The organism is Streptantibioticus parmotrematis (assembly GCF_019890615.1).
GTDB classification, from domain to species: Bacteria; Actinomycetota; Actinomycetes; order Streptomycetales; family Streptomycetaceae; genus Streptantibioticus_D; species Streptantibioticus_D parmotrematis.
Genome location: NZ_JAINVZ010000031.1, coordinates 38,196 through 61,311, shown reverse-complemented (window position 1 = coordinate 61,311; position 23,116 = coordinate 38,196). Strand labels below are relative to the sequence as shown.

Sequence of the window (23,116 nt, the reverse complement as noted above, 5' to 3'; positions counted from 1 at the left end):
ACAGTGGGGAGACCTGGCCGCAGAAGAAGCTCACCGTGGGCCTGAGCCCGGCCGCCGTGCCGAAGTCCGGTAGCGGGTTCGATCTCGGCATCGCTCTGGCCACCCTCGGCGCCGCCGAACGCGTGGCGCCCGACGCCATCGCCGACCTCATGGTCATCGGCGAACTCGGACTCGACGGCCGGGTCCGCCCGGTCCGTGGCATCCTGCCCGCCGTCCTCGCCGCCGCCGACGCCGGATACCGCCACGTCGTGGTCCCCGAGCGCACCGCGGCCGAGGCCGCCCTAGTCCCGGGCGTCGCCGTCCTCGGCATCCGCAGCCTGCGCCAGCTGATCGCCGTGCTCAACGACGAGCCCGTCCCCGACGAGGAGCCGCTCGACGACGACCGGCCCGACCCGATGGGCGCGGGACTGGCCCCGCCCGGCACGTTCGGCCCGGCGCGCGGTCCCGCCCCCGACCTGGCCGACGTCGCGGGCCAGCGCCTCGCCCGCAAGGCCCTGGAGGTCGCCGCGGCGGGCGGCCACCACCTCCACCTGACCGGTCCGCCCGGCGCGGGCAAGACCATGCTCGCCGAACGCCTCGCCGGTCTGCTGCCGCCGCTCACCCCGCAGGAGGCGCTGGAGGTCACCGCGGTCCACTCCGTCGCGGGCATCCTCCCGGCGGGCAAGCCGCTCATCGGCACGGCGCCCTACTGCGCGCCGCACCACTCCGCGACCATGCCCGCCGTCATCGGCGGCGGCACCGGACTGCCCCGCCCCGGTGCGATCTCCCTCGCCCACCGCGGCGTGCTCTTCCTGGACGAGGCGCCGGAATTCACCACCCAGGTGCTCGAAGCCCTCCGCCAGCCGCTGGAGTCGGGCCACGTCGTCGTCGCCAGAGCCGCCGGCGTCATGCGGCTGCCCGCCCGCTTCCTGCTCGTCCTCGCCTCCAACCCGTGTCCGTGCGGTCGGCACGGCATGGTCGGCGGCGGGTGCGACTGCCAGCCGAGCGCGGTCCGCCGCTACCAGTCACGGCTGTCGGGCCCCCTGCTGGACCGGGTGGACCTGCGCGTCACCGTGGACCCGGTCAGTCGTGGCGAACTGCTCGACGCCGCCGGTGACAACGAGACCACCGCCGTCGTCGGCGCCCGGGTGCGGGCCGCACGGCTCCGGGCCGCCGCCCGCTACGAGGGCCACCCTTGGACCACTAACAGCGAGGTCCCCGGCCACGAACTGCGCACCCGCTGGCAGACCGCCCGCGGAGCGATACGGGACGTGGAACGCGAGATGGAACGTGGCCGGCTCACCGCGCGAGGGCTCGACCGGGTCCTGCGGGTCGCCTGGACCGTCGCCGACCTGGCCGGACACGACCGCCCCGAACTGGACGACGTCGGGCAGGCGTTGGAACTGCGCACCGGCGTCTACCGAGGCGTCCCGGTGGGCGTGGGGAGCGCGTCATGACCATCCCGACCGCGCCCGCGCACACCACCGAGCCCCCCGACGCCCCTGCACGCCTCGGCGACGAGGAACGCCGTGCCCGCGCCGCGCTCACCAGGATCGCCGAGCCCGGCGACGAGGCGGTCGGCCGCTGGCTGCGACGCCGCGGGCCGGTGGAGACCCTGGCCATGCTGACCGGACAGGACGAGCTGCCCGGCGTCTCCGACCGCAGGGCCGCCGGATACCGCGTCCGCGGCACCCGGGTGCGCCCCGACGCCGACCTCCAGGTCATCCACGACCTGGGCGGCAGGTTCGTCTGCCCCGGCGACGAGGAGTGGCCCACCCAGCTCGACGACCTCGGCGACCAGCGGCCGATCGGCCTGTGGGTGTGCGGTCGGCCGAGCCTGCGGATGTGGGCGCTGCGCTCCGTCGCGCTCGTCGGGGCCCGGGCCTGCGGCGCCTACGGCAGCCACGTCGCCGCCACCCTTGCCGCCGACCTCGCCGAGGCGGGCTGGACCGTCGTCTCGGGCGCGGCCTACGGCATCGACGCCGCCGCGCACCGGGGCGCCCTGGCAGCGGGCGGGGCGACCGCGGCCGTGCTCGCCTGCGGCGTCGACGTGCCCTACCCGGCCGGCCACGCCGAACTGCTGCGGCGCGTCACCCAACAGGGTCTGGTCGTCGCCGAGTTGCCCCCGGGCGACCACCCCACCCGGAGCCGCTTCGTGCTGCGCAACCGCGTCATCGCGGCGCTCACCCGCGGCACGGTCGTGGTGGAGGCCCAACTGCGCAGCGGTTCCCTGGTCACCGCCCGCTGGGCGCGTCAACTGGGCAGGGTGGTCATGGGTGTCCCCGGCCCGGTCACCTCGACGCTCTCCGCGGGCGTGCACGAACTGTTGCGCGCAGAAGCCCAGTTGGTGACCGACGCGCCCGAGGTCATCGAACTGGTCGGCACCATCGGGGAGGACCTCGCGCCCCCGCGCCACGGCCCGGTGCTGCCGAGGGACCTGCTCGGCCCGGCCGCCGCCGCGGTACTCGAAGCGCTGCCCGGCCGCCGCCGCACCGCGACCGCCGAACAGATCGCCCGCGACGCCGGCCTCGGGCTCGACGAGACCACCGGCCGCCTGCACGAGTTGCACGCCCTCGGATTCGTCGAACGCGACGGCCCGCACTGGCGACTGACGCCCCCGCAGCTCCGACGATCGGCGCGGAACGGAGGTGACAACACGCGGATCCGGTGACCCGGTCAACACACCATCAGGTGACAGGACGGTTCTTGACCTGGAGCGATCCGATGGCGAGGTTAGGGGAGTGGCCCCAAAACGCTTTAATACGCAGCAGCCGAGGGCAGGGACGGGCGGAGCGGCCTTCCGTCCTGCCTGCCACACGGCGGAACGTATCTGCGGCGGACTCACCCGAACGTCGTAGCACTGTGCGACGGCCGGGTCACGCTACGCTCGCGCATACCCCAGCCTCACCCCCCCACCTATGTCACGGCAGAACGGCTCAAAGGCGACGCATGCCCCAGCACACCTCCGGGCCTGACCGCGCGACAGCGACGACCGAAGACCACGGAACTCGCCTGCGCGTACGGACCGCCGCCCCCACGGCCCCCAGCGCCCTGGACGAACTGTGGCGCTCCTACAAGGACACCGGCGAAGCACGGTTGCGCGAGCAGCTCATCCTTCACTACTCGCCGCTGGTCAAGTACGTCGCCGGGCGCGTGAGCGTCGGGCTGCCGTCCAGCGTCGAGCAGGCCGACTTCGTCTCCTCCGGGGTCTTCGGGCTCATCGACGCCATCGAGAAGTTCGAACCGGAACGCTCCATCAAGTTCGAGACCTACGCCATCACCCGCATCCGCGGCGCCATGATCGACGAACTGCGGGCGCTGGACTGGATCCCCCGCTCGGTCCGCCAGAAGGCCCGCGCCGTCGAGCGCGCCTACGCCACCCTCGAAGCGCGCTACCACCGCACGCCCACCGAGCCCGAGGTCGCAGCCGAGATGGACATCGGTGTCGAGGACCTGCACACCATCTTCGGCCAGCTCTCCCTGGCCAACGTCGTCGCGCTCGAGGAACTCCTGCACGTCAGCACCGAGGGCGGCGACCGGCTCAGTCTCATCGACACCCTGGAGGACCGGGCGGCCGACAACCCCGTCGAGATCGCCGAGGACCGCGAACTGCGCCGCCTGCTCGCCCGCGCCGTCAACACCCTGCCCGAACGCGAGAAGACGGTGGTCACCCTCTACTACTACGAAGGCCTCACCCTCGCCGAGATCGGGCAGGTCCTCGGTGTGACCGAGAGCCGGGTCAGCCAGATCCACACCAAGTCGATACTGCAGCTGCGGGCGAAACTCGCGGACGTCGGACGCTGCTGACCCCCGGCACAGGCCCGGTCCGTACAGTGGAGGGGTGCCAAGGATTCGAGCGGCCTCCGTGGCCGAGCACCGGACGATGCAGCGCGCCGCCCTGCTGGACGCCGCGCGCACCCTGCTGACCGAGGGCGGCACGGACGCGCTGACCTTCCCGGCGCTCGCCGAACGCACCGGGCTCGCGCGGTCCTCCGTCTACGAGTACTTCCGTTCCCGCGCCGCGGTCGTCGAAGAGCTGTGCGCCGTCGACTTCCCCGTCTGGGTCGCCGAGGTGGAGGCGGCCATGGGTGCGGCGGACACCGCCGCCGCCAAGATCGAGGCGTACGTGCGCACCCAGCTCGCGCTGGTCGGCGACCGCAGGCACCGCGCCGTCGTCGCCATCTCGGCCGGTGAACTCGACTCCGGCGCCCGCGAGAAGATCCGCGCCGCTCACGGCGGCCTGATCGCCATGGTCGTCGAAGCCCTCGCCGCCCTCGGCCACGCCGAGCCCCGGCTGACCGCGATGCTGTTGCAGGGCGTGGTCGACGCCGCCGTCCGCCGCATCGAACTGGGCGCCGCCGAGGACCCCGACCGCATCACCGAGGCCGCCGTCTCCATGGCCCTGCACGGGGTGGACCCGCGGCGTTCCTGAACCGGGCGCCCGCCACCGTCAGCACGGCGACTGCCACCCCGGCCGCGCCCGCGCTCCAGCCGGCCGCACTGCCCGCCCACGCCGTCGGTTCCCGTCGGGCCTGCGCGGCGACCGTGGCGGGCGTCGCCACACCCGGAGGCGGGACGCCACGGATCGGCAGCAGGCGGGACGGGCCCAGGCGGCGCAAGGCGGGCGGGATCAGGGAGAGCGGGTCGAGGTACTGATCGCCCCGCAGCAGTCCCCAGTGCAGACACCCCGCCGGGCAGTGGAACGGCCCCGGGCCCAGCGTGCCGATGTCCTGCCCTGCGGTGACGCGGTCGCCGGGGCGGACGGCCGGGCGCAGCGGTTCGTAGGTGGTGCGCAGCGGAGGTTCGCCGGAACCGGACAGCTGGACGGTGACCACGCCCCGCCCCGCGATCACTCCGGCGAACGTCACTTCACCGGGGGCGGCGGAGCGTACGGCGGTGCCGGGCGGGGCGCCCAGGTCGACACCGCGGTGGCCCGGGGCCCACGGCGCGGGGGGAGGTTCGAACCCGCGCAGCACGGGAGGCGGCTCGCGCTCCCCGTGCGGTCCTGTCACCGGCCAGGCGCGCGCTCCCTCGCCTCCGGGCACCGCGTCCGCCACCGCGCGCCCCGGCGCGTAGGCGTACACGTACATCAGGAGCACACCCAGTATCAGCAGGGCGCCCCGCCAGGTCCCTCGCCGTCGTCGCGAGGGAGTCCGCCGCGGGTGCCGCGCTCCGTCGTCCACTGCTCGTCGCTGCCACATGAGCCCACGGTCCCGCGCCCGGCGCCGCCCAGATGATCATGGTCGCATCCTGTGGACCCCCGCCCACCTGTGGACAACCCGCTCACCCACACGCGCACCGCCCGCCCCCAGCGCACCCCAACGCACCCGAACGTCTCCGTCCCTGGCAGCGCGCGCCCCTGCTCCCGACAGCCGCCGGCTCTCGCGAGCCCGCTCGCCCCCACACTTCCAGCCAGTCGCCGCCTCCCTGCGACCCCGTCCCTCCCCGCAAGGCTCACCCGCCCCCGCACCGCCCAGCCGGCCGCTGCCCCCTGCAACCCCGCCCGCAACCCTGCCCGCCCCCGCAACCCCGTCCCGTAGACCGCCCCCGCAGGGGGCGAAACCCGTGTCGCCCAGCACCTTCCAGGTCCCGTACACTTTCCCTGGCGACCCGGGCCACCGGGTCGACTTCGCACGCCCCGCCTCCGCCGTACCGCCGCCCTTCCCGGGAGGCGAGTTCGGAGGCCGCGTCCCTCGGTCCTCGGAAGACCCGCGTGAGCAGCGCCCGGCGCAGCCCGCGCGCGCTGAGCCCCAAGCGCAGCGCCTTCCGCGGCACGGCGCGCCGGGGCGTCAGGCGCGGCCGCCGCCCGGCGTCCGCGGAACCGAGTACCCAAGGAGTACGGCCATGGCCGTCGTCACGATGCGGGAGCTGCTGGAGAGCGGCGTCCACTTCGGGCACCAGACCCGCCGCTGGAACCCGAAGATGAAGCGCTTCATCTTCACCGAGCGCAACGGCATCTACATCATCGACCTGCTCCAGTCGCTGTCGTACATCGACCGTGCCTACGAGTTCGTCAAGGAGACCGTCGCCCACGGCGGTTCCGTCCTCTTCGTCGGCACCAAGAAGCAGGCCCAGGAGGCCATCGCCGAGCAGGCGACCCGGGTCGGCATGCCGTACGTCAACCAGCGCTGGCTGGGCGGCATGCTCACCAACTTCTCGACCGTCTACAAGCGCCTGCAGCGCCTGAAGGAGCTCGAGGAGATCGACTTCACGGACGTGGCCGCCTCCGGCCTCACCAAGAAGGAGCTCCTGGTCCTCGAGCGCGAGAAGAACAAGCTCGAGAAGACCCTCGGCGGTATCCGCGACATGCAGAAGGTGCCCAGCGCCGTCTGGATCGTGGACACCAAGAAGGAGCACATCGCCGTCGGCGAGGCGCGCAAGCTGCGCATCCCGGTCGTCGCGATCCTCGACACCAACTGCGACCCCGACGAGGTCGACTACAAGATCCCGGGCAACGACGACGCGATCCGCTCCGTCACCCTGCTCACCCGGGTCATCGCCGACGCCGCCGCCGAGGGCCTGATCGCCCGCTCCGGTGCCGCCACCGGTGACGCCAAGGCCGCCCCGTCCGAGCCGCTGGCCGAGTGGGAGCGCGACCTGCTCGAGGGCGAGAAGGCCAAGTCCGAGGAGACCGCTGCCGAGGCTCCGGCCGCCGCCGAGGCGCCCGCCACCGAGGCTCCGGCCGCCGCTGAGGCGCCCGCCGCCGAGCAGGCTCCGGCCGCGGAGGCCCCCGAGGCCACCGAGGCTCCTGAGGCCACCGAGGCGGGCGAGAACGCCTGAGTCGCCGCGCCGTGCGGCCCTGAGGGGCCGCCGCGCGAGCGCGCCCGTCAGGGCCGCGTCCGGCCGCCAGGGCCGAACCCGGCCCACCAGGGCTGAACACGACGGGGGGCGGGCTCGACAAGAGTCCGGCCCCCGCCGTACACCGGTAGACCCCCGACTTTTCGAGAAGAGATTCCAGGGACCATGGCGAACTTCACCGCCGCCGACGTCAAGAAGCTCCGCGAGCTGACCGGCGCCGGCATGATGGACTGCAAGAAGGCGCTGGACGAGGCCGAGGGCAACGTCGACAAGGCCGTCGAGATCCTCCGCGTCAAGGGCCAGAAGGGCGTCGCCAAGCGTGAGGGCCGCAACGCCTCCAACGGTGCCGTCGTCTCCCTCATCGCGGACGACAACACCTCCGGCGTCCTCGTCGAGCTGAACTGCGAGACCGACTTCGTCGCCAAGGGCGAGAAGTTCGTCGCCGTCGCCGAGGCCATCGCGAAGCACGTCGCCGCCGCCGAGCCGGCCGACCTCGACGCCCTGCTCGCCTCCGAGATCGAGGCCGGCAAGACCGTCCAGGCGTACGTCGACGAGGCCAACGCCACCCTCGGCGAGAAGATCGTGCTGAGCCGCTTCGCGCAGTTCGCCGACGGCTTCGTCTCCTCCTACCTGCACCGCACCAGCCCGGACCTGCCCCCGCAGGTCGGCGTGCTGGTCGCGCTCGACAAGGAGGACGCGCAGGTCGCCAAGGACGTGGCGCAGCACATCGCCGCGTTCGCGCCGAAGTTCCTCACCCGCGACGAGATCCCGGCCGAGACGGTGGAGAACGAGCGCCGCGTCGCCGAGGCCACCGCCCGCGAGGAGGGCAAGCCCGAGGGCGCCCTGCCGAAGATCGTCGAGGGCCGCGTCACCGGCTTCTTCAAGGAGAACGTCCTGCTCGACCAGGCGTTCGCCAAGGACAACAAGAAGACCGTCGCCAAGGTGCTGGAAGAGGCCGGCGTCACGCTGAAGAGCTTCGCGCGCTTCCGCGTCGGCGTCTGAGCCCGGCAGCGAATGACCGACGACCCGGCTAGGGTCGTACGCGGTCGGCCGCTCGCCGGCCGGCCGCAGTTGTGACGAGGAGGCCATTGCCGCAGAGGGAACCGTCGAGTACCCCCGGCAATGGCCTCCTTCGTACGTGCACGAGGAGAGACCCATGGATCAGGACGCCCGCCCCGACGACACGACCGCGGATCCGCACCGCAAGGGCGGCGACGGCAGCGCCCGCCGGTTCCTGCTCAAGCTGTCCGGCGAGGCGTTCGGCGGCGGCAGCCTCGGCGTCGACCCCGACGTCGTGCACAAGATCGCCCGGGAGATCGCGGCGGTGGTGCGCGGCGGCACCCAGATCGCCATCGTGATCGGCGGCGGCAACTTCTTCCGCGGTGCCGAACTCCAGCAGCGCGGCATGGACCGCGCCCGCTCCGACTACATGGGCATGCTCGGCATCGTCATGAACTGCCTCGCCCTCCAGGACTTCCTGGAGAAGGAGGGCATCGACACCCGGGTGCAGACCGCCATCACCATGGGCCAGGTCGCCGAGCCCTACATCCCGCTGCGCGCCGTGCGGCACCTGGAGAAGGGCCGCGTCGTGATCTTCGGCGCGGGCATGGGCATGCCGTACTTCTCCACCGACACCACCGCCGCGCAGCGTGCCCTGGAGATCCACGCCGAGATGATCCTCATGGGCAAGAACGGCGTCGACGGGGTCTACGACGCCGACCCCAAGCTCAACCCCGACGCGGTCAAGTTCGACGCCCTGGAGTACGACGAGGTGCTCGCCCGGGACCTGAAGGTCGCGGACGCCACCGCGATCACCCTGTGCCGCGACAACAGCCTGCCGATCCTCGTCTTCGAACTGCTCGCCGAGGGCAACATCGCCCGCGCCGTGAAGGGTGAGAAGATCGGCACGCTGGTGAGTGACCACGGCACCCGGGACTGAGCACGACCGCCCCTCGCGGGCGTGACCACCCCGGCACGGCGAACAGCCCGTCACGGGGATGGACAACCCGCCGCCGGTCCGACACCGTGCGGTGAACAGGCAGCGACGGCGAGATTCCCGAAGCGCACGACGATCAGAAGACCAGGAGCAGATGGTGATCGAAGAGACCCTCCTCGAGGCCGAGGAGAAGATGGAGAAGGCCGTCGTGGTCGCCAAGGAGGACTTCGCCGCGATCCGCACCGGCCGTGCGCACCCGGCGATGTTCAACAAGATCGTGGCCGAGTACTACGGCACCATGACGCCGATCAACCAGATGGCGTCGTTCTCGGTGCCGGAGCCGCGGATGGCCGTGGTGACCCCGTTCGACAAGACCGCGCTGCGGGCCATCGAGACCGCGATCCGCGACTCCGACCTGGGCGTCAACCCGTCCAACGACGGCCACATCATCCGGGTGGTGTTCCCCGAGCTGACCGAGGAGCGCCGCAAGCAGTTCATCAAGGTCGCCAAGGGCAAGGCGGAGGACGCCCGGGTCTCGATCCGCAGCGTGCGTCGCAAGGCCAAGGAGACGCTGGACAAGCTCGTCAAGGACAGCGAGGCCGGTGAGGACGAGGTGCGCCGCGCGGAGAAGGACCTCCAGGACACCACCGACAAGTACGTGGCTCAGGTCGACGAGCTGCTCAAGCACAAGGAAGCCGAGCTGCTCGAGGTCTGATGAACGACTCTTCACGGGGGGCGCCGCCGGGCGCCGGCTGGCAGGGAGCCCCCGAGCGGACGCCTGCCGCCTTCGAGGGCGCGCCGGTCCCGGCGGGTCCCTCGTACGACGGCGGTCCCGCGGCGCAGACTCGACCCATGCCACCAGTACCGGACGACAGCCCGGGTCAGGACGGCGGCCGCGGTGACGCCGGCCAGGGCCACCGGGCCGGTGCCCGTAAGGACGGCGCCCGCAAGAGCGCGGGACGCGACCTCGGCGCGGCCATAGGGGTCGGCGTCGGCCTGGGCGCGGTCATCGTCGCGGCGCTGTTCGTCGTCAAGGCGGTCTTCGTCGGCGTCGTGGTGGTCGCCGTCGTGGTCGGCCTGTGGGAGCTGACCAGCCGCCTGACCGAGCGCAAGGGCATCCACGCGCCGCTGGTCCCGCTGGCGGCGGGCGGCGCGGCGATGGTGATCGCGGGCTATCTGAAGGCCGCCGAGGGCGCCTGGATCGCCATGGCGCTCACGGTGCTGGCGGTGCTGGTCTGGCGGATGGCCAAGCCGCCGGAGGACTACCTCAAGGACGTCACCGCGGGCGTCTTCGCCGCGTTCTACGTGCCGTTCCTGGCGACGTTCGTGGTGATGATGCTCGCCGCGCACGACGGGCCCTGGCGGGTCTTCGTCTTCCTGCTGCTGACGGTGGTCAGCGACACCGGCGCGTACGCGGTCGGCTGGCGTTTCGGCAAGCACAAGCTGGCGCCGCGCATCAGCCCCGGCAAGACCCGCGAGGGCCTGGTCGGCGCGGCCACCTTCGCGATGGTGGCGGGCGCGCTGTCGATGCGGTACCTGATCGACGGCGGGCAGTGGTGGCAGGGCCTGCTGCTGGGCCTCGCGGTGGCCGCCAGCGCCACGCTGGGCGACCTGGGCGAGTCGATGATCAAGCGGGACCTCGGCATCAAGGACATGGGCACGCTGCTGCCCGGCCACGGCGGCATCATGGACCGCCTGGACTCCCTGCTGCCCACGGCCCCGGTGGTCTGGCTGCTGCTGGTGATCTTCGTCGGGGCGAGCTGACCCCTCGTGCCTCCCGGCCGCCGCATCCTGCTGAGCGGCCGGGACACGTAGCGGCCGGGCCCGGGAATCCACGCGGACGGGCCCACCCCGTTCGTCTGCGACACTGGTACAGCCATGCCTAAGCCCGGAGAACTCACTTTCGTCACGCCCCGCGGTGCCAAGAAGCCCCCGCGGCACCTCGCCGACCTCGCGCCCGCCGAGCGCCGTGAGGCGGTCGCCGCGCTCGGCGAGAAGCCGTTCCGCGCCAAGCAGCTGTCGCAGCACTACTTCGCGCGCTACGCGGACGACCCGGCGGCCTGGACCGACATCCCGGCCGCCGCGCGCGAGAAGCTCGCCGCGGACCTGCTGCCCGAGCTGATGAGCGTCGTGCGCAACGTCTCCTGCGACAACGACACCACCCGCAAGACGCTGTGGCGGCTGTTCGACGGGACGCTGGTCGAATCCGTGCTGATGCGCTACCCGGACCGGGTCACGATGTGCATCAGCTCGCAGGCGGGCTGCGGCATGAACTGCCCGTTCTGCGCGACCGGGCAGGCGGGGCTCACCCGCAACCTGTCCACCGCGGAGATCGTCCACCAGATCGTCGCCGGCATGCGCTCGCTGCGCGACGGCGAGATCCCCGGCGGCCCGGCCCGGCTGAGCAACATCGTCTTCATGGGCATGGGCGAGCCGCTGGCCAACTACAACCGCGTCCTCGGCGCGATCCGCCGCCTGACCGACCCCGAGCCGGACGGCCTCGGCCTGTCGCAGCGCGGCATCACGGTCTCCACGGTCGGGCTGGTCCCGGCGATGCTGCGGTTCGCCGACGAGGGGCTCAAGTGCCGCCTCGCGGTGTCGCTGCACGCGCCGGACGACGAGCTGCGCGACACCCTGGTGCCGGTCAACACTCGCTGGAAGGTCCGCGAGGTGCTGGACGCCGCCTGGCACTACGCCGAGGTCTCCGGCCGCCGCATCTCCATCGAGTACGCGCTGATCAAGGACATCAACGACCAGGCGTGGCGGGCCGACCTGCTGGGGCGGCTGCTCAAGGGCCACCGGGTGCACGTCAACCTGATCCCGCTCAACCCCACGCCCGGCTCGAAGTGGACCGCGTCGCGGCCCGAGGACGAGAAGGCGTTCGTGCGCGCGCTGGAGGCGCACGGCGTCCCGGTGACGGTGCGCGACACCCGCGGCCAGGAGATCGACGGCGCCTGCGGCCAGCTCGCGGCGGCGGAGCGCTGACGGAGCGGGTTCCGGCCACCACGGCGGCCACGACGACGGCCACCACGGCGGCCACGCTGCGGGCATCACGCCGGCCATCACGGCTGCTATATCGTAGGACCCGTACGAACGTTCAGGTCGTACGACCATTCCGACAGGGGAGCGCGTACGCGCTGAGAGTGCGGTGCCGCCGGAAGACGGCGGTGGGCCGCAGACCCTCGCACCTGATCCGGGTCATGCCGGCGTAGGGAGTCATCGCACATGAGCACCGCCAACGCGCCCACGAACGCGCCCAGCAACCGCTGGCGGACCGTGGACATCGTCGTGGCCGCCGTCATCGGCGCCGCCTTCGGCGTCATCTTCTGGGCCTGGAACTCGCTGTGGGACGGCGTCGCCAGCGCCATCCCGCTGCCCGGCCGCGCCGTCATCTACGGCGTCTGGCTGATCCCCGCCGTCCTCGGGCCGCTGGTGATCCGCAAGCCCGGCGCGGGCATCTTCTGCGAGGTCGTCGCCGCCTCCGTCGCCACCCTCTTCGGCTCGCCGTGGGGCCTGGTCACCCTGCTGTACGGGGTCGCCCAGGGCATGGCGGGCGAGTTCGGCTTCGCCTTCACCGCCTACCGGGTCTGGCGCTGGCCGACCGCGGTGATCGGCGGCGCGCTCGCCGGGGTCGCCGCCTCGCTGCTGGACAACGCGCTGTACTACGCGTCCAACTCCACCGGGTGGCAGATCGCGTACGCGGCCATCGTCGTCGCCAGCTCCGCCGTGATCGCCGGGCTCGGCAGCCTCGCGCTGACCAAGTCCCTCGCGCAGACCGGCGCGCTCGACCCCTTCCCGTCCGGCCGCGAACGCGCCGCGGTCTGACCGGCCCGGGCGCCGCATGAGCACCGTCCGCCTGCGCGGCTTCGGCCACCGGCACGCCGGGCGCCGCCGCTGGGCGGTGCGCGGCGTCGACCTCGACATCGACCACGGCGAACGCGTCGCGCTGCTCGGCCCGTCGGGCGCGGGCAAGTCCACGCTGCTGGCCGCACTCGCCGGGCTGCTGCCGCCGGAGTCGGGGGAGCGCGAGGGCGTCATCGAGGTCGACGGCCGCGACCCGCGCGAGGCCCGCGACCACGTCGGCATCGTCTTCCAGGACCCCCAGTCGCAACTGGTGATGGAACGCGCCGGTGACGACGTCGCGTTCGGCCTGGAGAACCGCGGCACGCCGCCGGATCGCATCCCGGAACTGGTCGACGCCGCGCTGCGCCGCGTCGGCTTCCCGTACGGGCCCGGCCGGGCCACCAGCGCGCTGTCCGGCGGCGAACAGCAGCGGCTCGCCATCGCGGGCGCCCTCGTCACCCGGCCGGGACTGCTGCTGCTCGACGAACCGACCGCCAACCTCGACCCGGTGGGCGCCGCGCTGGTGCGGGAGGTGCTCGGCGGCATCGAGGAGACCACGCAGATCGTCGTGGAGCACCGGGTCGCCGAACTGACCGGCATGCTCGACCGCGTCGTGGTCCTGGAGCCCGGCGGCGGCATCCGCGCCGACGGCCCGCCCGAGCGGATCTTCGCGCGGTACGGGCGGGAGCTGGCGGAGGACGGCGTGTGGGTGCCGGGGCTGCCACCGAGCGCCCACCCCGCGCGGACCGGCCCCGGTGAGGAACTGCTGCGCGCCGAGGCGCTCACGTACGCCCCGGTCCTCGACGGGCTGGAGGTGACCGTGCGCGCCGCCGAGGCGCTGGCCGTGGTCGGGCCCAACGGCGCGGGCAAGTCCACCCTGGCCCTGCTGCTCGGCGGCCTGCTCGCTCCCGGCGGCGGACGCGTCGCCGCCACGCCCGCGCTGGCCGGGGCGGACGCGGGCAAGCCGCCGCACAAGTGGCGGGCGCGGGCGCTGGCCCACCGCATCGGCTCGGTCTTCCAGAACCCGGAGCACCAGTTCGTCACCCCGAAGGTGCGCGACGAACTCACCCTCGGCGCCGCCGACCCCGCCAGGGCCGACGAACTCCTGGTCCGGCTGCGGCTGGACGCGCTCGCCGAGGCCAACCCGCACACGCTGTCCGGCGGTGAGCGGCGCAGGCTGTCGGTGGCCACCGCGCTCGCGGCGGCGCCCCGGCTGCTGGTGCTGGACGAGCCGACCTTCGGCCAGGACCGGCGCACCTGGAGCGAACTCGTGGGCCTGCTGGCGGCGTTGCGGGACGACGGGCACGGGATCGTCGCCGTCACCCACGACACGGACTTCCGGGCCGCGCTGGGCGCCCGCGAACTGCCGCTCGCGGCACGGGAGTCGGTGATGTCCGCATGAGCTTCAGCCGTACCGCGCCGATCGCCGACCCGGCCGCGCCGCTGGCCCGCCGCAACCCGGTCGCCAAGCTGGTGGCCGCCGCCGTCCTCGCACTCGCCCTGGTCGTGAGCCTGGACCCGGTGGGCCCCGCGGTCGCGCTCGCCGTCGAACTCGCCGTCGTCCCGTTCTTCGGCATCCGCTACCGGGCGCTCGCGCGGCGCACCTGGCCGATGGCGGTCAGCGTGCTGGGCGCGGTCGTCACCCTGCTGCTGTTCGCCGCCGACCGCCAGCACGTCGTCACCTCGGCGCTCGCTCTGGTGCTGCGGCTGTACGCGGTGGCGCTGCCCGGCGTCATCGTCTTCGCCACCACCGACCCCACCGACCTCGCCGACGCCCTCGTGCAGAACGCCCGGGTCTCCCCGCGCTTCGCCATCGGCACGCTGGCCGCCTGGCGCCTGGTGCCGCTGCTGGGCCAGGAGTGGCGGTTGATCGGCCTCGCGCGCCGGGCCCGGGGGATCGACGCGGGCCGCAATCCGCTGGCGAGGCTGCGGCTGCTGGCGTCGGCGTCGTTCACGCTGCTGGTCGGCGCGATCCGGCGCGGTACGCGGCTGGCGTCGGCGATGGACGCGCGCGGCTTCGACTCCGGCATCCCGCGCACCTCCGCGCGCACGCAGCGGTTCGTGGGCGCGGACGCGGCACTGATCGCGGCGGCGGCCGGGATCGCGGCGGCCGCGCTGACGGTGAGCGTGCTGACGGGGGCGTTCAGCCCGCTGTTCTCGTGAGGCGCGGCTCGTACGTGAGGCACGGCTCGTACGGCTGAGGGCGGCGCGTACGACTGGGCACGGCTCATCCGTCTGGTGCGTGGCGCGTACGGCTGAGGCGTCCCCCGCGGGGCGCCGCGCCGCCTCAGCGCAGCCGCAGCACTCCGTCCAGCAGCCAGCTCACCGGCGCCGCCGCCAGCGCGGCCACCCCGATCACCACCACCGCGCGCACGACGGCCACCCTGACCAGCACCGACCGCGAGGCGCCGAGCCCGGCCAGGGTACGCCGCGTCGCGGAGCCGTTCGTGCGGGCCCGCGCCGCCGACGCCACCGCCGCGCATCCGGCCGCCCCCAGCACGACCGCCGCCCCCAGCAGCGTGAACGCTCCGGGGCGATGGCCCGCGTGCAGCCGGAACGCGGCCGGGACCAGCGCCAGGACGGCCGCTGGCCAGGCCACCGCGGCGGCCACCCGGCGCGCGTCGGTGCGCAGCGCGCGGCCCGCGAGCAGGCGCACCGGCCCCGGCCGCCACGACGCCAGCGCGCGTCCGGCCAGCGCCACCAGCCAGGGCGCGCACGCCACCACACCGGCGCACGCCAAAGCCCATCCGGCCAGCACCGCGGGCGCCATGTCACGCGAGCCGCCCGGCAGCGGCACCGACGCCTTCGCGTGGCGACCCCACCAGGCGCACGCCAGCCCCGCGACGGCCGGCGCCAGGCCCCACGGCAGCGGACGAGTCGACAGCCGGAACCGCAGCGCGGTCAGGCAGACCGCGCCCGCGGTCAGCGGCACGACCAGCAGCAGCGTCACCACGCCCGCGACCGGCAGCGCCGCCGTACCGGCCAGCGCGTGGCGCAGCCGCAGGAACGTCCCCCACGCCACCACGCTGCCCAGCAGGCAGGTCCACATCACCTGCGCGGCGAGTATCCGCGGCAGCCGGGAGGGGCCCACGCCGATCGCGGCGAGGGCGTCGGCGGCCGGGGACCCGGCACGGCCCCGGGCGGAGACGACCGCGAGCCACACCGTGGCGACCAGCGGCGGCGCACACCACGCCAACCGCTCGGCCCCGGCGGCCAGATGGTGCGGATGCCGCAGGGCCTGACCCAGCGCGGCCAGCAGCAGGAACGTCACGCCTGCCGCGGCCGTGGCCAGGACACAGCGCATCAGGGCCCCGGCGACACCACCGCGCAGCGCCAGCCGCAACGCCACGCCGCTGGGCAGCAGTCCACCCGGCACCACGACGGCCGGATCGGCGGCAGGACCGGCCCCCGGCTCGGTTCTCCCGCCGGCCTCGTCGGCCTCCGGGACCTCGGACCCGGCGATCTCGGACCGCGGGACCTCGGGCTCGTCCGGCTCCGTCTCACGGGCGTCCGCCCGCGACTCCTTCAGCACAGTGCACCCTCCGGCGCCGTGCGCCGGCCGTCGACCAGCGCGACCGTGCGGTCGGCGAACTCCGCGACACCGCTGTCGTGCGTCGCCAGCAGCATCGTGATGCCGTGCGAACGCGCCGCCGTGGTCAGCGTCCGCAGCACCTGCGCGTGGTCGGCGCGGTGCAGCGCGGCGGTCGGCTCGTCGGCGAAGACCACCTCGGGCACGGTGACCAGCGCCCGCGCGATCGCCACCCGCTGGCGCTGCGCCTGGGTCAGTCCGGCCGGCCGCGTGCGGGCGCACTCCCCGACGTCCAGCCGCTCCAGCCACTCCTGGGCGGCCTGCCGCGCGGCCCGGTGCGAGGCTCCGGTCAACAGCAGGGGCAGCGCCGCGTTCTCACGGGCCGTCAGCTCCGGAACGAGGCGCGGCGACGGGTCGATCCAGCCGAAGCGCTCCCGGCGCAGCCGCTCGCGGGCGGCCCGGCGCAGGGTGTGGACGGGCGCGCTGTTGAACCACACCTCGCCCTCGTCCGGGACCAGTTGCCCGGACAGGCAGCGCAGCAGCGTGGTCTTGCCCGAGCCGCGCGGCCCGGCGACGGCGAGGATCTCCCCGTCGCGCACGCCCAGCGAGACACCGAGCAGCGCGGGTGAGCCCTCGTGCGCGTGGCGCAGCGAGCGCCCCCACAACACGTCGTTGTCCGGCGGCGTCTCCATGCCGACCACCTCCGCTGCGTCTCATCGCACAAAACGAAATCCCCCTCGCCTCGTTGAACGAGGCGAGGGGGATTCTGTCACGCGAGGGGACACGGGTGGATCACGACCGCTCACTCCGCGTCGGGAGTGTCCGGATCACCGCCCGGACGCAGGCCGGATCACCGTCCTGACCACCCCGCGGACCCGGCCCGGATCACAGCTTGGTCCAGGCCTCCGTGAGCACGCCGCGGATGATCTGCTCGATCTCGTCGAAGGTCGACTGGTCGGAGATCAGCGGCGGGGAGAGCTGGATGACCGGGTCGCCGCGGTCGTCCGCCCGGCAGTACAGGCCGTTCTCGAAGAGCTTCTTGGAGACGAAGCCGTACAGCAGGCGCTCGCACTCCTCGTCGGAGAAGGTCTCCTTGGTGGCCTTGTCCTTCACCAGCTCGATGCCGTAGAAGAAGCCGTTGCCGCGCACGTCGCCGACGATCGGCAGGTCGTGCAGCTTGCCCAGCGTGCCGAGGAACGCCGACTCGTTGTCCAGGACGTGCTTGTTGAGGCCTTCGCGCTCGAACAGGTCGAGGTTGGCCAGCGCCACCGCCGCGGAGACCGGGTGGCCACCGAAGGTGTAGCCGTGCAGGAAGGTGTTGTCCTGCTTGTAGAACGGCTCGGCGATCCGGTCGGAGACGATCGCGGCGCCGATCGGCGAGTAACCGGACGTCATGCCCTTGGCGCAGGTGATGATGTCGGGCACGTAGCCGAACTTGTCGCAGGCGAACATCGTGCCGAGGCGGCCGAAGGCGCAGATGACCTCGTCGGAGACGAGCAGCACGTCGTACTGGTCGCAGATCTCGCGGACCCGCTGGAAGTACCCGGGCGGCGGCGGGAAGCAGCCGCCGGCGTTCTGCACCGGCTCCAGGAAGACGGCGGCGACCGTCTCCGGGCCCTCGAAGAGGATCTCCTGCTCGATCTGGTCGGCGGCCCAGCGGCCGAACGCCTCCGGGTCGTCACCGTGGATCGGCGCCCGGTAGATGTTGGTGTTGGGCACCTTGTGCGCGCCGGGGACCAGCGGCTCGAACGGCGCCTTGAGCGCGGGCAGACCGGTGATGGACAGCGCGCCCTGCGGGGTGCCGTGGTAGGCGACGGCGCGCGAGATCACCTTGTACTTGGTGTGGTTGCCCGTGAGCTTGTGGTACTGCTTGGCCAGCTTCCACGCGGTCTCGACGGCCTCGCCGCCGCCGGTGGTGAAGAAGACCTTGTTGAGGTCGCCCGGCGCGTACTCGGCCAGCCGCTCGGCCAGTTCGACGGCCTTGGGGTGGGCGTACGACCAGATGGGGAAGAAGGCCAGTTCCGACGCCTGCTTGGCGGCGACCTCGGCCAGTTCCTGGCGTCCGTGTCCGGCCTGGACCACGAACAGGCCCGCGAGGCCGTCGAGGTACTTCCTGCCGTTGCTGTCGTAGATGTAGGTGCCCTCACCGCGCACGATGGTCGGCACAGGGGCGTTCTCGTACGACGACATGCGGGTGAAATGCATCCACAGGTGGTCGTACGCGCTCTTCGAGAGGTCCGCGCTCATGGCTATCTGGTTCCCCAGGTGTAGGTCTGCTTCCGGAGCTTGAGGTAGACGAAGCTCTCGGTGGACCGCACGCCGGGCAGCGTGCGGATCCGCTTGTTGATCATCTCCAGGAGGTGGTCGTCGTCCTCGCAGACGATCTCGATCAGCAGATCGAAGGATCCCGCGGTGACGACGACGTACTCCACCTCGCCCATCTCGGCCAGCGCGTCCGAAACGGGCTCGATGTCGCCTTCGACGGTAATGCCCACCATCGCCTGGCGCCGGAAGCCCACGGTCAGCGGGTCGGTCACGGCGACGATCTGCATTACGCCGTGATCGAGCAGCTTCTGGACGCGCTGCCGGACGGCTGCCTCCGACAGGCCGACCGCCTTGCCGATGGCTGCGTAGGGGCGGCGACCGTCCTCCTGCAGCTGCTCGATGATCGCCTTGGAGACGGAGTCGATCACCGGTGTGCCGCCGCTGCGGTCTTTCGGTTCGGGTGTACGAGTGGCCACGGGGTCACTCTGCACGAGGACTCGTCACCTTGGCAAGCCCTTCGCGATGAAATCCGTCGTAAAGCGATCGCGAAAGTACCGATTCCATTGTTTGGCGGTGTCGGGTATGTCGAATACGGTGGTCCAGCGACTAGGGTGGGAGGTGTCTCACACACCGGACACCGGACAGCCGGTACCGCACTTCAGGACATCAGGACACAGGACAGGAGAAGGCAGTGAGCGAGCTCCGTACTCTGCGTAACTACATCGACGGAGAGTTCCGCGACGCCGCCGACGGGCGCACCACCGACGTCGTCAACCCCGCCACCGGCGAGGCGTACGCCACGGCCCCGCTGTCCGCAGCCGCCGACGTGGACGCCGCCATGGCGGCCGCCGCCGCGGCCTTCCCGGCCTGGCGCGACACCACCCCGGCCGAGCGGCAGAAGGCGCTGCTGAAGATCGCCGACGCGATCGAGGAGCGCGCCGAGGAACTGATCGCCGCCGAGAGCGAGAACACCGGCAAGCCCATCGGCCTGACGCGGTCCGAGGAGATCCCGCCGATGGTCGACCAGATCCGCTTCTTCGCCGGTGCGGCCCGGCTGCTGGAGGGCAAGTCCGGCGGCGAGTACATGGAGGGCCTGACCTCCTTCGTGCGCCGCGAGCCGGTGGGCGTGTGCGCGCAGGTCGCGCCGTGGAACTACCCGATGATGATGGCGGTGTGGAAGTTCGCCCCGGCCCTGGCCGCGGGCAACACCGTCGTGCTCAAGCCGTCCGACACCACTCCGGCGTCCACCGCGCTGCTCGCGGAGATCATCGGCGACGTGGTGCCCAAGGGCGTCTTCAACGTCGTCTGCGGCGACCGCGACACCGGCCGCCTGATGGTCGAGCACCACACCCCCGCGATGGCCTCCATCACCGGTTCGGTACGAGCCGGCATGCAGGTCGCCGAGACCGCCTCGAAGGACCTCAAGCGGGTCCACCTGGAACTGGGCGGCAAGGCCCCGGTCGTGGTCTTCGAGGACGTCGACATCCCCAAGGCCGTCGAGGACATCTCGGTGGCGGGCTTCTTCAACGCCGGCCAGGACTGTACGGCGGCCACCCGCGTGCTGGTCCACGAGTCGATCCACGACGAGTTCGTCGCCGCCCTGACCAAGGCCGCGGCCGACACGAAGACCGGGCAGCCGGACGACGAGGACGTGCTGTACGGGCCGCTGAACAACGCCAACCAGCTGAAGCAGGTCACCGGCTTCATCGAGCGGCTGCCGTCGCACGCCAAGGTGCAGACCGGCGGCCACCGGGTGGGCGAGAAGGGCTACTTCTTCGCGCCGACCGTCGTGTCGGGCCTGAAGCAGGACGACGAGATCATCCAGAACGAGGTCTTCGGCCCCGTCATCACCGTGCAGTCCTTCGCCGACGAGGACCAGGCCGTCGAGTGGGCCAACGGCGTCGACTACGCGCTGGCGTCCTCGGTGTGGACCAAGAACCACGGCCGCGCCATGCGGATGTCGAAGAAGCTCGACTTCGGCTGCGTGTGGATCAACACCCACATCCCGCTGGTCGCCGAGATGCCGCACGGCGGCTTCAAGAAGTCCGGCTACGGCAAGGACCTGTCGGCGTACGGCTTCGAGGACTACACCCGCGTCAAGCACGTGATGACGTCGCTCGACGCGTGAGGTGACACCGCCCCGGGCCCCGGACGCACCACGTCCGGGGCCCGGGCGTAGGGTGCGCGGACATGGGGGGAAGCGAGGCGCTGCTGCGCCGCATCCGGATCTGGCTCGTCGTCTTCGTGGTGTGCCTGGTGCTCAGCGGCGCCACGGCCTTCCCGCTGGTGCACGAGGTGCGCTGGCTGGACGGGATGCACCTGCCGCTGGTCGCGCACTGGATCCACACCTGCCGGTTGGGCCTGGTCGCCACCGACGCGCGCTATCCGTTCGTCCTGTACGGCACCGACTGGCTCGCCTTCGCGCACCTGGCCATCGCGGTCGCCTTCTACGGGCCCTACCGCGACCCGGTGCGCAACATCTGGGTGATCGAGTTCGGCATGATCGCCTGCGTCGGCATCATCCCGCTCGCCCTGATCTGCGGCCCGATCCGCGGCATCCCGTTCGGCTGGACCCTGATCGACATGTCGTTCGGCGTCTTCGGCATCATCCCGCTGCTGGCGGTCCACCGCATGATCAAACGCCTCGAACGCTTCGAACTGGCGGCGTGAGACGGCCTGTCGGCCTGGGCGCGGACGCGTGCTCGCGCCGGGGCCCGGCCGCTCAGCCGGTCCAGCCTGCCGTGTACGCGTCGATCTCCTCGCGCAGGGCGGTCTTCGCCTCCTCCGTCTGGAAGGACGCCTCGACCGCGTTCTTCGCCAGGTCCGCCACGCCCTTGGCGTCGAGGTCCAGCAGCCGGGCGGCGACCGCGTACTCCGTGTTGAGGTCGGTGCCGAACATCGGCGGGTCGTCGCTGTTGACGGTCACCAGGACGCCCGCGTCGACCATCTGACGGATCGGGTGCTCCTCCAGCGACGCCACCGCGCGCGTCGCCACGTTCGAGGTCGGGCAGACCTCCAGCGGGATCCGGTGCTCCGCGAGATGGGCCAGCAGACGCGGGTCGCGCACCGCGCTGGTGCCGTGGCCGATGCGCTCGGCGCCCAGGTCGCGCAACGCGTCCCACACCGACTCCGGGCCCGTCGTCTCGCCCGAGTGCGGCACGCTGCGCAAGCCGAGGGCGCGGGCGCGGTCGAAGTACGGCTTGAACTGCGGGCGCGGCACGCCGATCTCGGGACCGCCCAGACCGAACGAGACCAGCCCCTGAGGGGCGTGGCGCTCCACCAGTTCCGTGGTGACCTCGGCCGACTCCAGCCCCGCCTCGCCCGGGATGTCGAAGCACCAGCGCAGCACCGTGCTGAACTCGGTCTCCGCGGCCTTGCGCGCGTCCTCGATCGCCTCCATGAACGCCTGCGCCGGGATGCCGCGCCGCACCGAGCTGTACGGGGTGATGGTCAGCTCGGCGTAGCGCACCCGCTGGCGGGCCATGTCGCGGGCGACCTCGAAGGTCAGCAGCCGCACGTCCTCCGCGTCCCTGATCAGGTCGACCACCGACAGGTAGACGTCGATGAAGTGCGCGAAGTCGCGGAAGGTGAAGTACTCGCGCAGCGCGTCCGGGTCGTCCGGCACCGCGGAGTCCGGGTGGCGGGAGGCCAGTTCGGCGACGATGCGCGGGGAGGCCGACCCCACGTGGTGCACGTGCAGCTCCGCCTTGGGCAGTCCGGCGATGAACCCACCGAGGTCCGGGCCGCCGGGTGCGGCGGTGCTGTCGGTCATGCGGGCCTCCTGGGATCGTGTCGTCCGGCTCATCGTAGACGCACGGCGGAACGCCCTGTGGGCCATAGCATTGCCGGACGTATCCCCAGGAATCACCGAGGAATCGACGGGAGGCATCGATGCCCGACGCGTCGCACACCCCCGCCTCCGAACTCCCCGTCTCCGGCACCCCCGAGACCCCCGAGGCCGCCACCACGTCCTCCCGGTACGCCGCCTGGCTGCGGCCCGCGCCGCGGGACGGGGCCGGGCTCGCCGCGCTGGTGCTGGGCGCCGGGGCCACGCTCGCGGCGGTCACGCTGCACGGAGTGGTCCTCGGACTGCCGCTGGGGATACCGGCGATCGTCGCGGGTCTGGTCGGCAGGCGGCGGGCACGGCGCGGTGAGGCGGGCAACGGCCGTCAGGCGTTGGCCGGCGCGGCGCTGGGGGCGGCCGCCGTCGGGCTGTCCCTCGTGGTGATCGCGACCGCGGCCACCTCGTCGGGGGACCGGTGGTTCGGCGGCGCGCAGGTGCCGCTGACCTCGGGGCGCGGCACGTACGACCGTCCGCTGGGTCCCGGCGGCACGGCGGCGTTCGGCGACGGGACACGGGTGACGGTAGGCGCGCCGCGGCGGTTCACCCCGCCCGCGGGCTCGGACGGCTACACCCCGGGCGACGTCGCGTACCGCTTCACGGTGACGGTGCGCGCGACCGGGGGCGCCGACCTGGACCTGGGCGACTACACCTACTTCGCCACCGCCGGTGACGCCTCGACCGACCTGGAGCTGATCTCCACCGACGCCGCGGACTTCCCCGGGACGCTCAAGGCGGGCGGGTCGGCGACCGTGGTGTTCGCCTTCGACGTGCCGAGGGGCCTCACGGGCCTGGACTTCGACTTCGAGCCCACCGGCGAACACGACGACGCCTACTGGCGGTTGGCCTGACACCGACGGCGCGGGGGGCCGGACGTACGGCGGGTCCGGGACGCTTTCGCCCCGGACCCGCCTCTGTGCGTGTG

22 protein-coding genes and 1 riboswitch are annotated in these 23,116 nt (G+C 72.7%); of the genes, 16 read left to right on the top strand and 6 right to left on the bottom strand.

The window, feature by feature from the left end; all coding sequences use genetic code 11:
• From K7472_RS29400 to K7472_RS29385, 4 genes are all read left to right on the top strand, one after another.
• On the top strand, positions 1-1,436 hold a 1,436-nt coding region (locus tag K7472_RS29400; RefSeq protein WP_222981774.1), incomplete at its 5' end, for a YifB family Mg chelatase-like AAA ATPase.
• Positions 1,433-2,650, top strand: coding sequence for a DNA-processing protein DprA (gene dprA, locus K7472_RS29395; RefSeq protein ID WP_222981773.1), 1,218 nt, complete (start codon positions 1,433-1,435; stop codon positions 2,648-2,650). The genes K7472_RS29400 and dprA, both read left to right, overlap by 4 nt.
• A gap of 278 nt (positions 2,651-2,928) precedes the next feature.
• Entirely contained in the window at positions 2,929-3,786 is an 858-nt protein-coding gene (gene whiG, locus K7472_RS29390) for an RNA polymerase sigma factor WhiG (RefSeq protein ID WP_222981772.1), read from the top strand.
• Between the two features lie 58 nt (positions 3,787-3,844).
• Entirely contained in the window at positions 3,845-4,411 is a 567-nt protein-coding gene (locus tag K7472_RS29385; RefSeq protein ID WP_222981782.1) for a TetR/AcrR family transcriptional regulator, read from the top strand.
• Here the strand turns inward: K7472_RS29385 and K7472_RS29380 are convergent.
• Positions 4,356-5,069, bottom strand: a complete 714-nt coding sequence (locus K7472_RS29380) for a murein hydrolase activator EnvC family protein (RefSeq protein WP_308014139.1) — start codon at positions 5,067-5,069, stop codon at positions 4,356-4,358. The genes K7472_RS29385 and K7472_RS29380 overlap by 56 nt on opposite strands.
• Before the next feature lie 754 nt (positions 5,070-5,823).
• On the opposite strand from K7472_RS29380, the gene rpsB reads away from it, so the two are divergent.
• The 9 genes from rpsB (at position 5,824) to K7472_RS29335 (ending at position 14,719) form a co-directional block, all read left to right on the top strand.
• A complete protein-coding gene (rpsB, locus tag K7472_RS29375; RefSeq protein ID WP_222981770.1) occupies positions 5,824-6,759 on the top strand; it encodes a 30S ribosomal protein S2 in 936 nt (311 codons plus the stop codon).
• Between the two features lie 183 nt (positions 6,760-6,942).
• Positions 6,943-7,779 carry a translation elongation factor Ts gene (gene tsf, locus K7472_RS29370; RefSeq protein WP_222981768.1) on the top strand — a complete coding sequence of 279 codons (837 nt, stop codon included), beginning with the start codon at positions 6,943-6,945 and terminating at the stop codon, positions 7,777-7,779.
• Between the two features lie 154 nt (positions 7,780-7,933).
• Positions 7,934-8,716 (top strand): UMP kinase, encoded by a 783-nt coding sequence (gene pyrH / locus K7472_RS29365; protein ID WP_222981766.1) that lies wholly within the window; start codon positions 7,934-7,936, stop codon positions 8,714-8,716.
• 154 nt (positions 8,717-8,870) lie between these two features.
• Positions 8,871-9,428 carry a ribosome recycling factor gene (gene frr, locus K7472_RS29360; protein WP_222981779.1) on the top strand — a complete coding sequence of 186 codons (558 nt, stop codon included), beginning with the start codon at positions 8,871-8,873 and terminating at the stop codon, positions 9,426-9,428.
• Positions 9,428-10,477 carry a phosphatidate cytidylyltransferase gene (locus K7472_RS29355; RefSeq protein ID WP_222981764.1) on the top strand — a complete coding sequence of 350 codons (1,050 nt, stop codon included), beginning with the start codon at positions 9,428-9,430 and terminating at the stop codon, positions 10,475-10,477. Before frr ends, K7472_RS29355 begins: the two co-directional genes overlap by 1 nt.
• 114 nt (positions 10,478-10,591) lie before the next feature.
• Positions 10,592-11,698: a dual-specificity RNA methyltransferase RlmN gene (gene rlmN, locus K7472_RS29350; RefSeq protein WP_222981762.1), complete on the top strand. Its 1,107-nt coding sequence runs from the start codon at positions 10,592-10,594 to the stop codon at positions 11,696-11,698.
• A gap of 125 nt (positions 11,699-11,823) precedes the next feature.
• A riboswitch (TPP riboswitch) is annotated at positions 11,824-11,945 on the top strand.
• A complete protein-coding gene (locus tag K7472_RS29345; RefSeq protein ID WP_222981760.1) occupies positions 11,939-12,538 on the top strand; it encodes an ECF transporter S component in 600 nt (199 codons plus the stop codon). It overlaps the preceding riboswitch by 7 nt.
• Before the next feature lie 16 nt (positions 12,539-12,554).
• Positions 12,555-13,958, top strand: a complete 1,404-nt coding sequence (locus K7472_RS29340; protein ID WP_222981757.1) for an ABC transporter ATP-binding protein — start codon at positions 12,555-12,557, stop codon at positions 13,956-13,958.
• On the top strand, positions 13,955-14,719 hold the full coding sequence (locus K7472_RS29335) for an energy-coupling factor transporter transmembrane component T family protein (RefSeq protein WP_222981755.1): 765 nt from the start codon (positions 13,955-13,957) through the stop codon (positions 14,717-14,719). Before K7472_RS29340 ends, K7472_RS29335 begins: the two co-directional genes overlap by 4 nt.
• 124 nt (positions 14,720-14,843) lie before the next feature.
• Here K7472_RS29335 and K7472_RS29330 read toward each other — a convergent pair whose 3' ends face one another.
• The 4 genes from K7472_RS29330 to K7472_RS29315 all read right to left on the bottom strand — a co-directional run bounded on the left by K7472_RS29330 (position 14,844) and on the right by K7472_RS29315 (position 18,841).
• Entirely contained in the window at positions 14,844-16,088 is a 1,245-nt protein-coding gene (locus K7472_RS29330; RefSeq protein ID WP_222981754.1) for a hypothetical protein, read from the bottom strand.
• Positions 16,082-16,777, bottom strand: a complete 696-nt coding sequence (locus K7472_RS29325; protein WP_222981753.1) for an ABC transporter ATP-binding protein — start codon at positions 16,775-16,777, stop codon at positions 16,082-16,084. The genes K7472_RS29330 and K7472_RS29325 overlap by 7 nt, the downstream gene beginning before the upstream one ends.
• A 193-nt stretch (positions 16,778-16,970) precedes the next feature.
• Positions 16,971-18,332, bottom strand: a complete 1,362-nt coding sequence (locus K7472_RS29320) for an aspartate aminotransferase family protein (protein ID WP_222981752.1) — start codon at positions 18,330-18,332, stop codon at positions 16,971-16,973.
• A gap of 2 nt (positions 18,333-18,334) precedes the next feature.
• A complete protein-coding gene (locus tag K7472_RS29315; RefSeq protein WP_222981751.1) occupies positions 18,335-18,841 on the bottom strand; it encodes an Lrp/AsnC family transcriptional regulator in 507 nt (168 codons plus the stop codon).
• Between the two features lie 200 nt (positions 18,842-19,041).
• Between K7472_RS29315 and K7472_RS29310 the strand changes: the two genes are divergently transcribed.
• The gene (locus tag K7472_RS29310; RefSeq protein ID WP_222981750.1) at positions 19,042-20,478 is read left to right on the top strand and encodes a gamma-aminobutyraldehyde dehydrogenase; all 1,437 of its coding nucleotides are present in this window, start codon (positions 19,042-19,044) and stop codon (positions 20,476-20,478) included.
• 62 nt (positions 20,479-20,540) lie between these two features.
• Positions 20,541-21,020 carry a hypothetical protein gene (locus K7472_RS29305; protein ID WP_222981749.1) on the top strand — a complete coding sequence of 160 codons (480 nt, stop codon included), beginning with the start codon at positions 20,541-20,543 and terminating at the stop codon, positions 21,018-21,020.
• Between the two features lie 52 nt (positions 21,021-21,072).
• Here the strand turns inward: K7472_RS29305 and K7472_RS29300 are convergent, their stop codons facing one another.
• Positions 21,073-22,122 carry an adenosine deaminase gene (locus K7472_RS29300; protein ID WP_222981748.1) on the bottom strand — a complete coding sequence of 350 codons (1,050 nt, stop codon included), beginning with the start codon at positions 22,120-22,122 and terminating at the stop codon, positions 21,073-21,075.
• A gap of 119 nt (positions 22,123-22,241) precedes the next feature.
• Between K7472_RS29300 and K7472_RS29295 the strand changes: the two genes are divergently transcribed.
• On the top strand, positions 22,242-23,042 hold the full coding sequence (locus tag K7472_RS29295) for a DUF4352 domain-containing protein (RefSeq protein ID WP_222981746.1): 801 nt from the start codon (positions 22,242-22,244) through the stop codon (positions 23,040-23,042).
• Positions 23,043-23,116: the final 74 nt, after the last annotated feature.

Coding starts and splice junctions, on each gene's coding strand:
- dprA (WP_222981773.1), top strand. CDS start 1,433: ATGACCATCCCGACCGCGCCCGCGCACACCACCGAGCCCCCCGACGCC.
- whiG (WP_222981772.1), top strand. CDS start 2,929: ATGCCCCAGCACACCTCCGGGCCTGACCGCGCGACAGCGACGACCGAA.
- K7472_RS29380 (WP_308014139.1), bottom strand. CDS start 5,069: ATGTACGTGTACGCCTACGCGCCGGGGCGCGCGGTGGCGGACGCGGTG.
- rpsB (WP_222981770.1), top strand. CDS start 5,824: ATGGCCGTCGTCACGATGCGGGAGCTGCTGGAGAGCGGCGTCCACTTC.
- tsf (WP_222981768.1), top strand. CDS start 6,943: ATGGCGAACTTCACCGCCGCCGACGTCAAGAAGCTCCGCGAGCTGACC.
- pyrH (WP_222981766.1), top strand. CDS start 7,934: ATGGATCAGGACGCCCGCCCCGACGACACGACCGCGGATCCGCACCGC.
- K7472_RS29355 (WP_222981764.1), top strand. CDS start 9,428: ATGAACGACTCTTCACGGGGGGCGCCGCCGGGCGCCGGCTGGCAGGGA.
- rlmN (WP_222981762.1), top strand. CDS start 10,592: ATGCCTAAGCCCGGAGAACTCACTTTCGTCACGCCCCGCGGTGCCAAG.
- K7472_RS29345 (WP_222981760.1), top strand. CDS start 11,939: ATGAGCACCGCCAACGCGCCCACGAACGCGCCCAGCAACCGCTGGCGG.
- K7472_RS29340 (WP_222981757.1), top strand. CDS start 12,555: ATGAGCACCGTCCGCCTGCGCGGCTTCGGCCACCGGCACGCCGGGCGC.
- K7472_RS29335 (WP_222981755.1), top strand. CDS start 13,955: ATGAGCTTCAGCCGTACCGCGCCGATCGCCGACCCGGCCGCGCCGCTG.
- K7472_RS29325 (WP_222981753.1), bottom strand. CDS start 16,777: ATGGAGACGCCGCCGGACAACGACGTGTTGTGGGGGCGCTCGCTGCGC.
- K7472_RS29320 (WP_222981752.1), bottom strand. CDS start 18,332: ATGAGCGCGGACCTCTCGAAGAGCGCGTACGACCACCTGTGGATGCAT.
- K7472_RS29305 (WP_222981749.1), top strand. CDS start 20,541: ATGGGGGGAAGCGAGGCGCTGCTGCGCCGCATCCGGATCTGGCTCGTC.
- K7472_RS29300 (WP_222981748.1), bottom strand. CDS start 22,122: ATGACCGACAGCACCGCCGCACCCGGCGGCCCGGACCTCGGTGGGTTC.
- K7472_RS29295 (WP_222981746.1), top strand. CDS start 22,242: ATGCCCGACGCGTCGCACACCCCCGCCTCCGAACTCCCCGTCTCCGGC.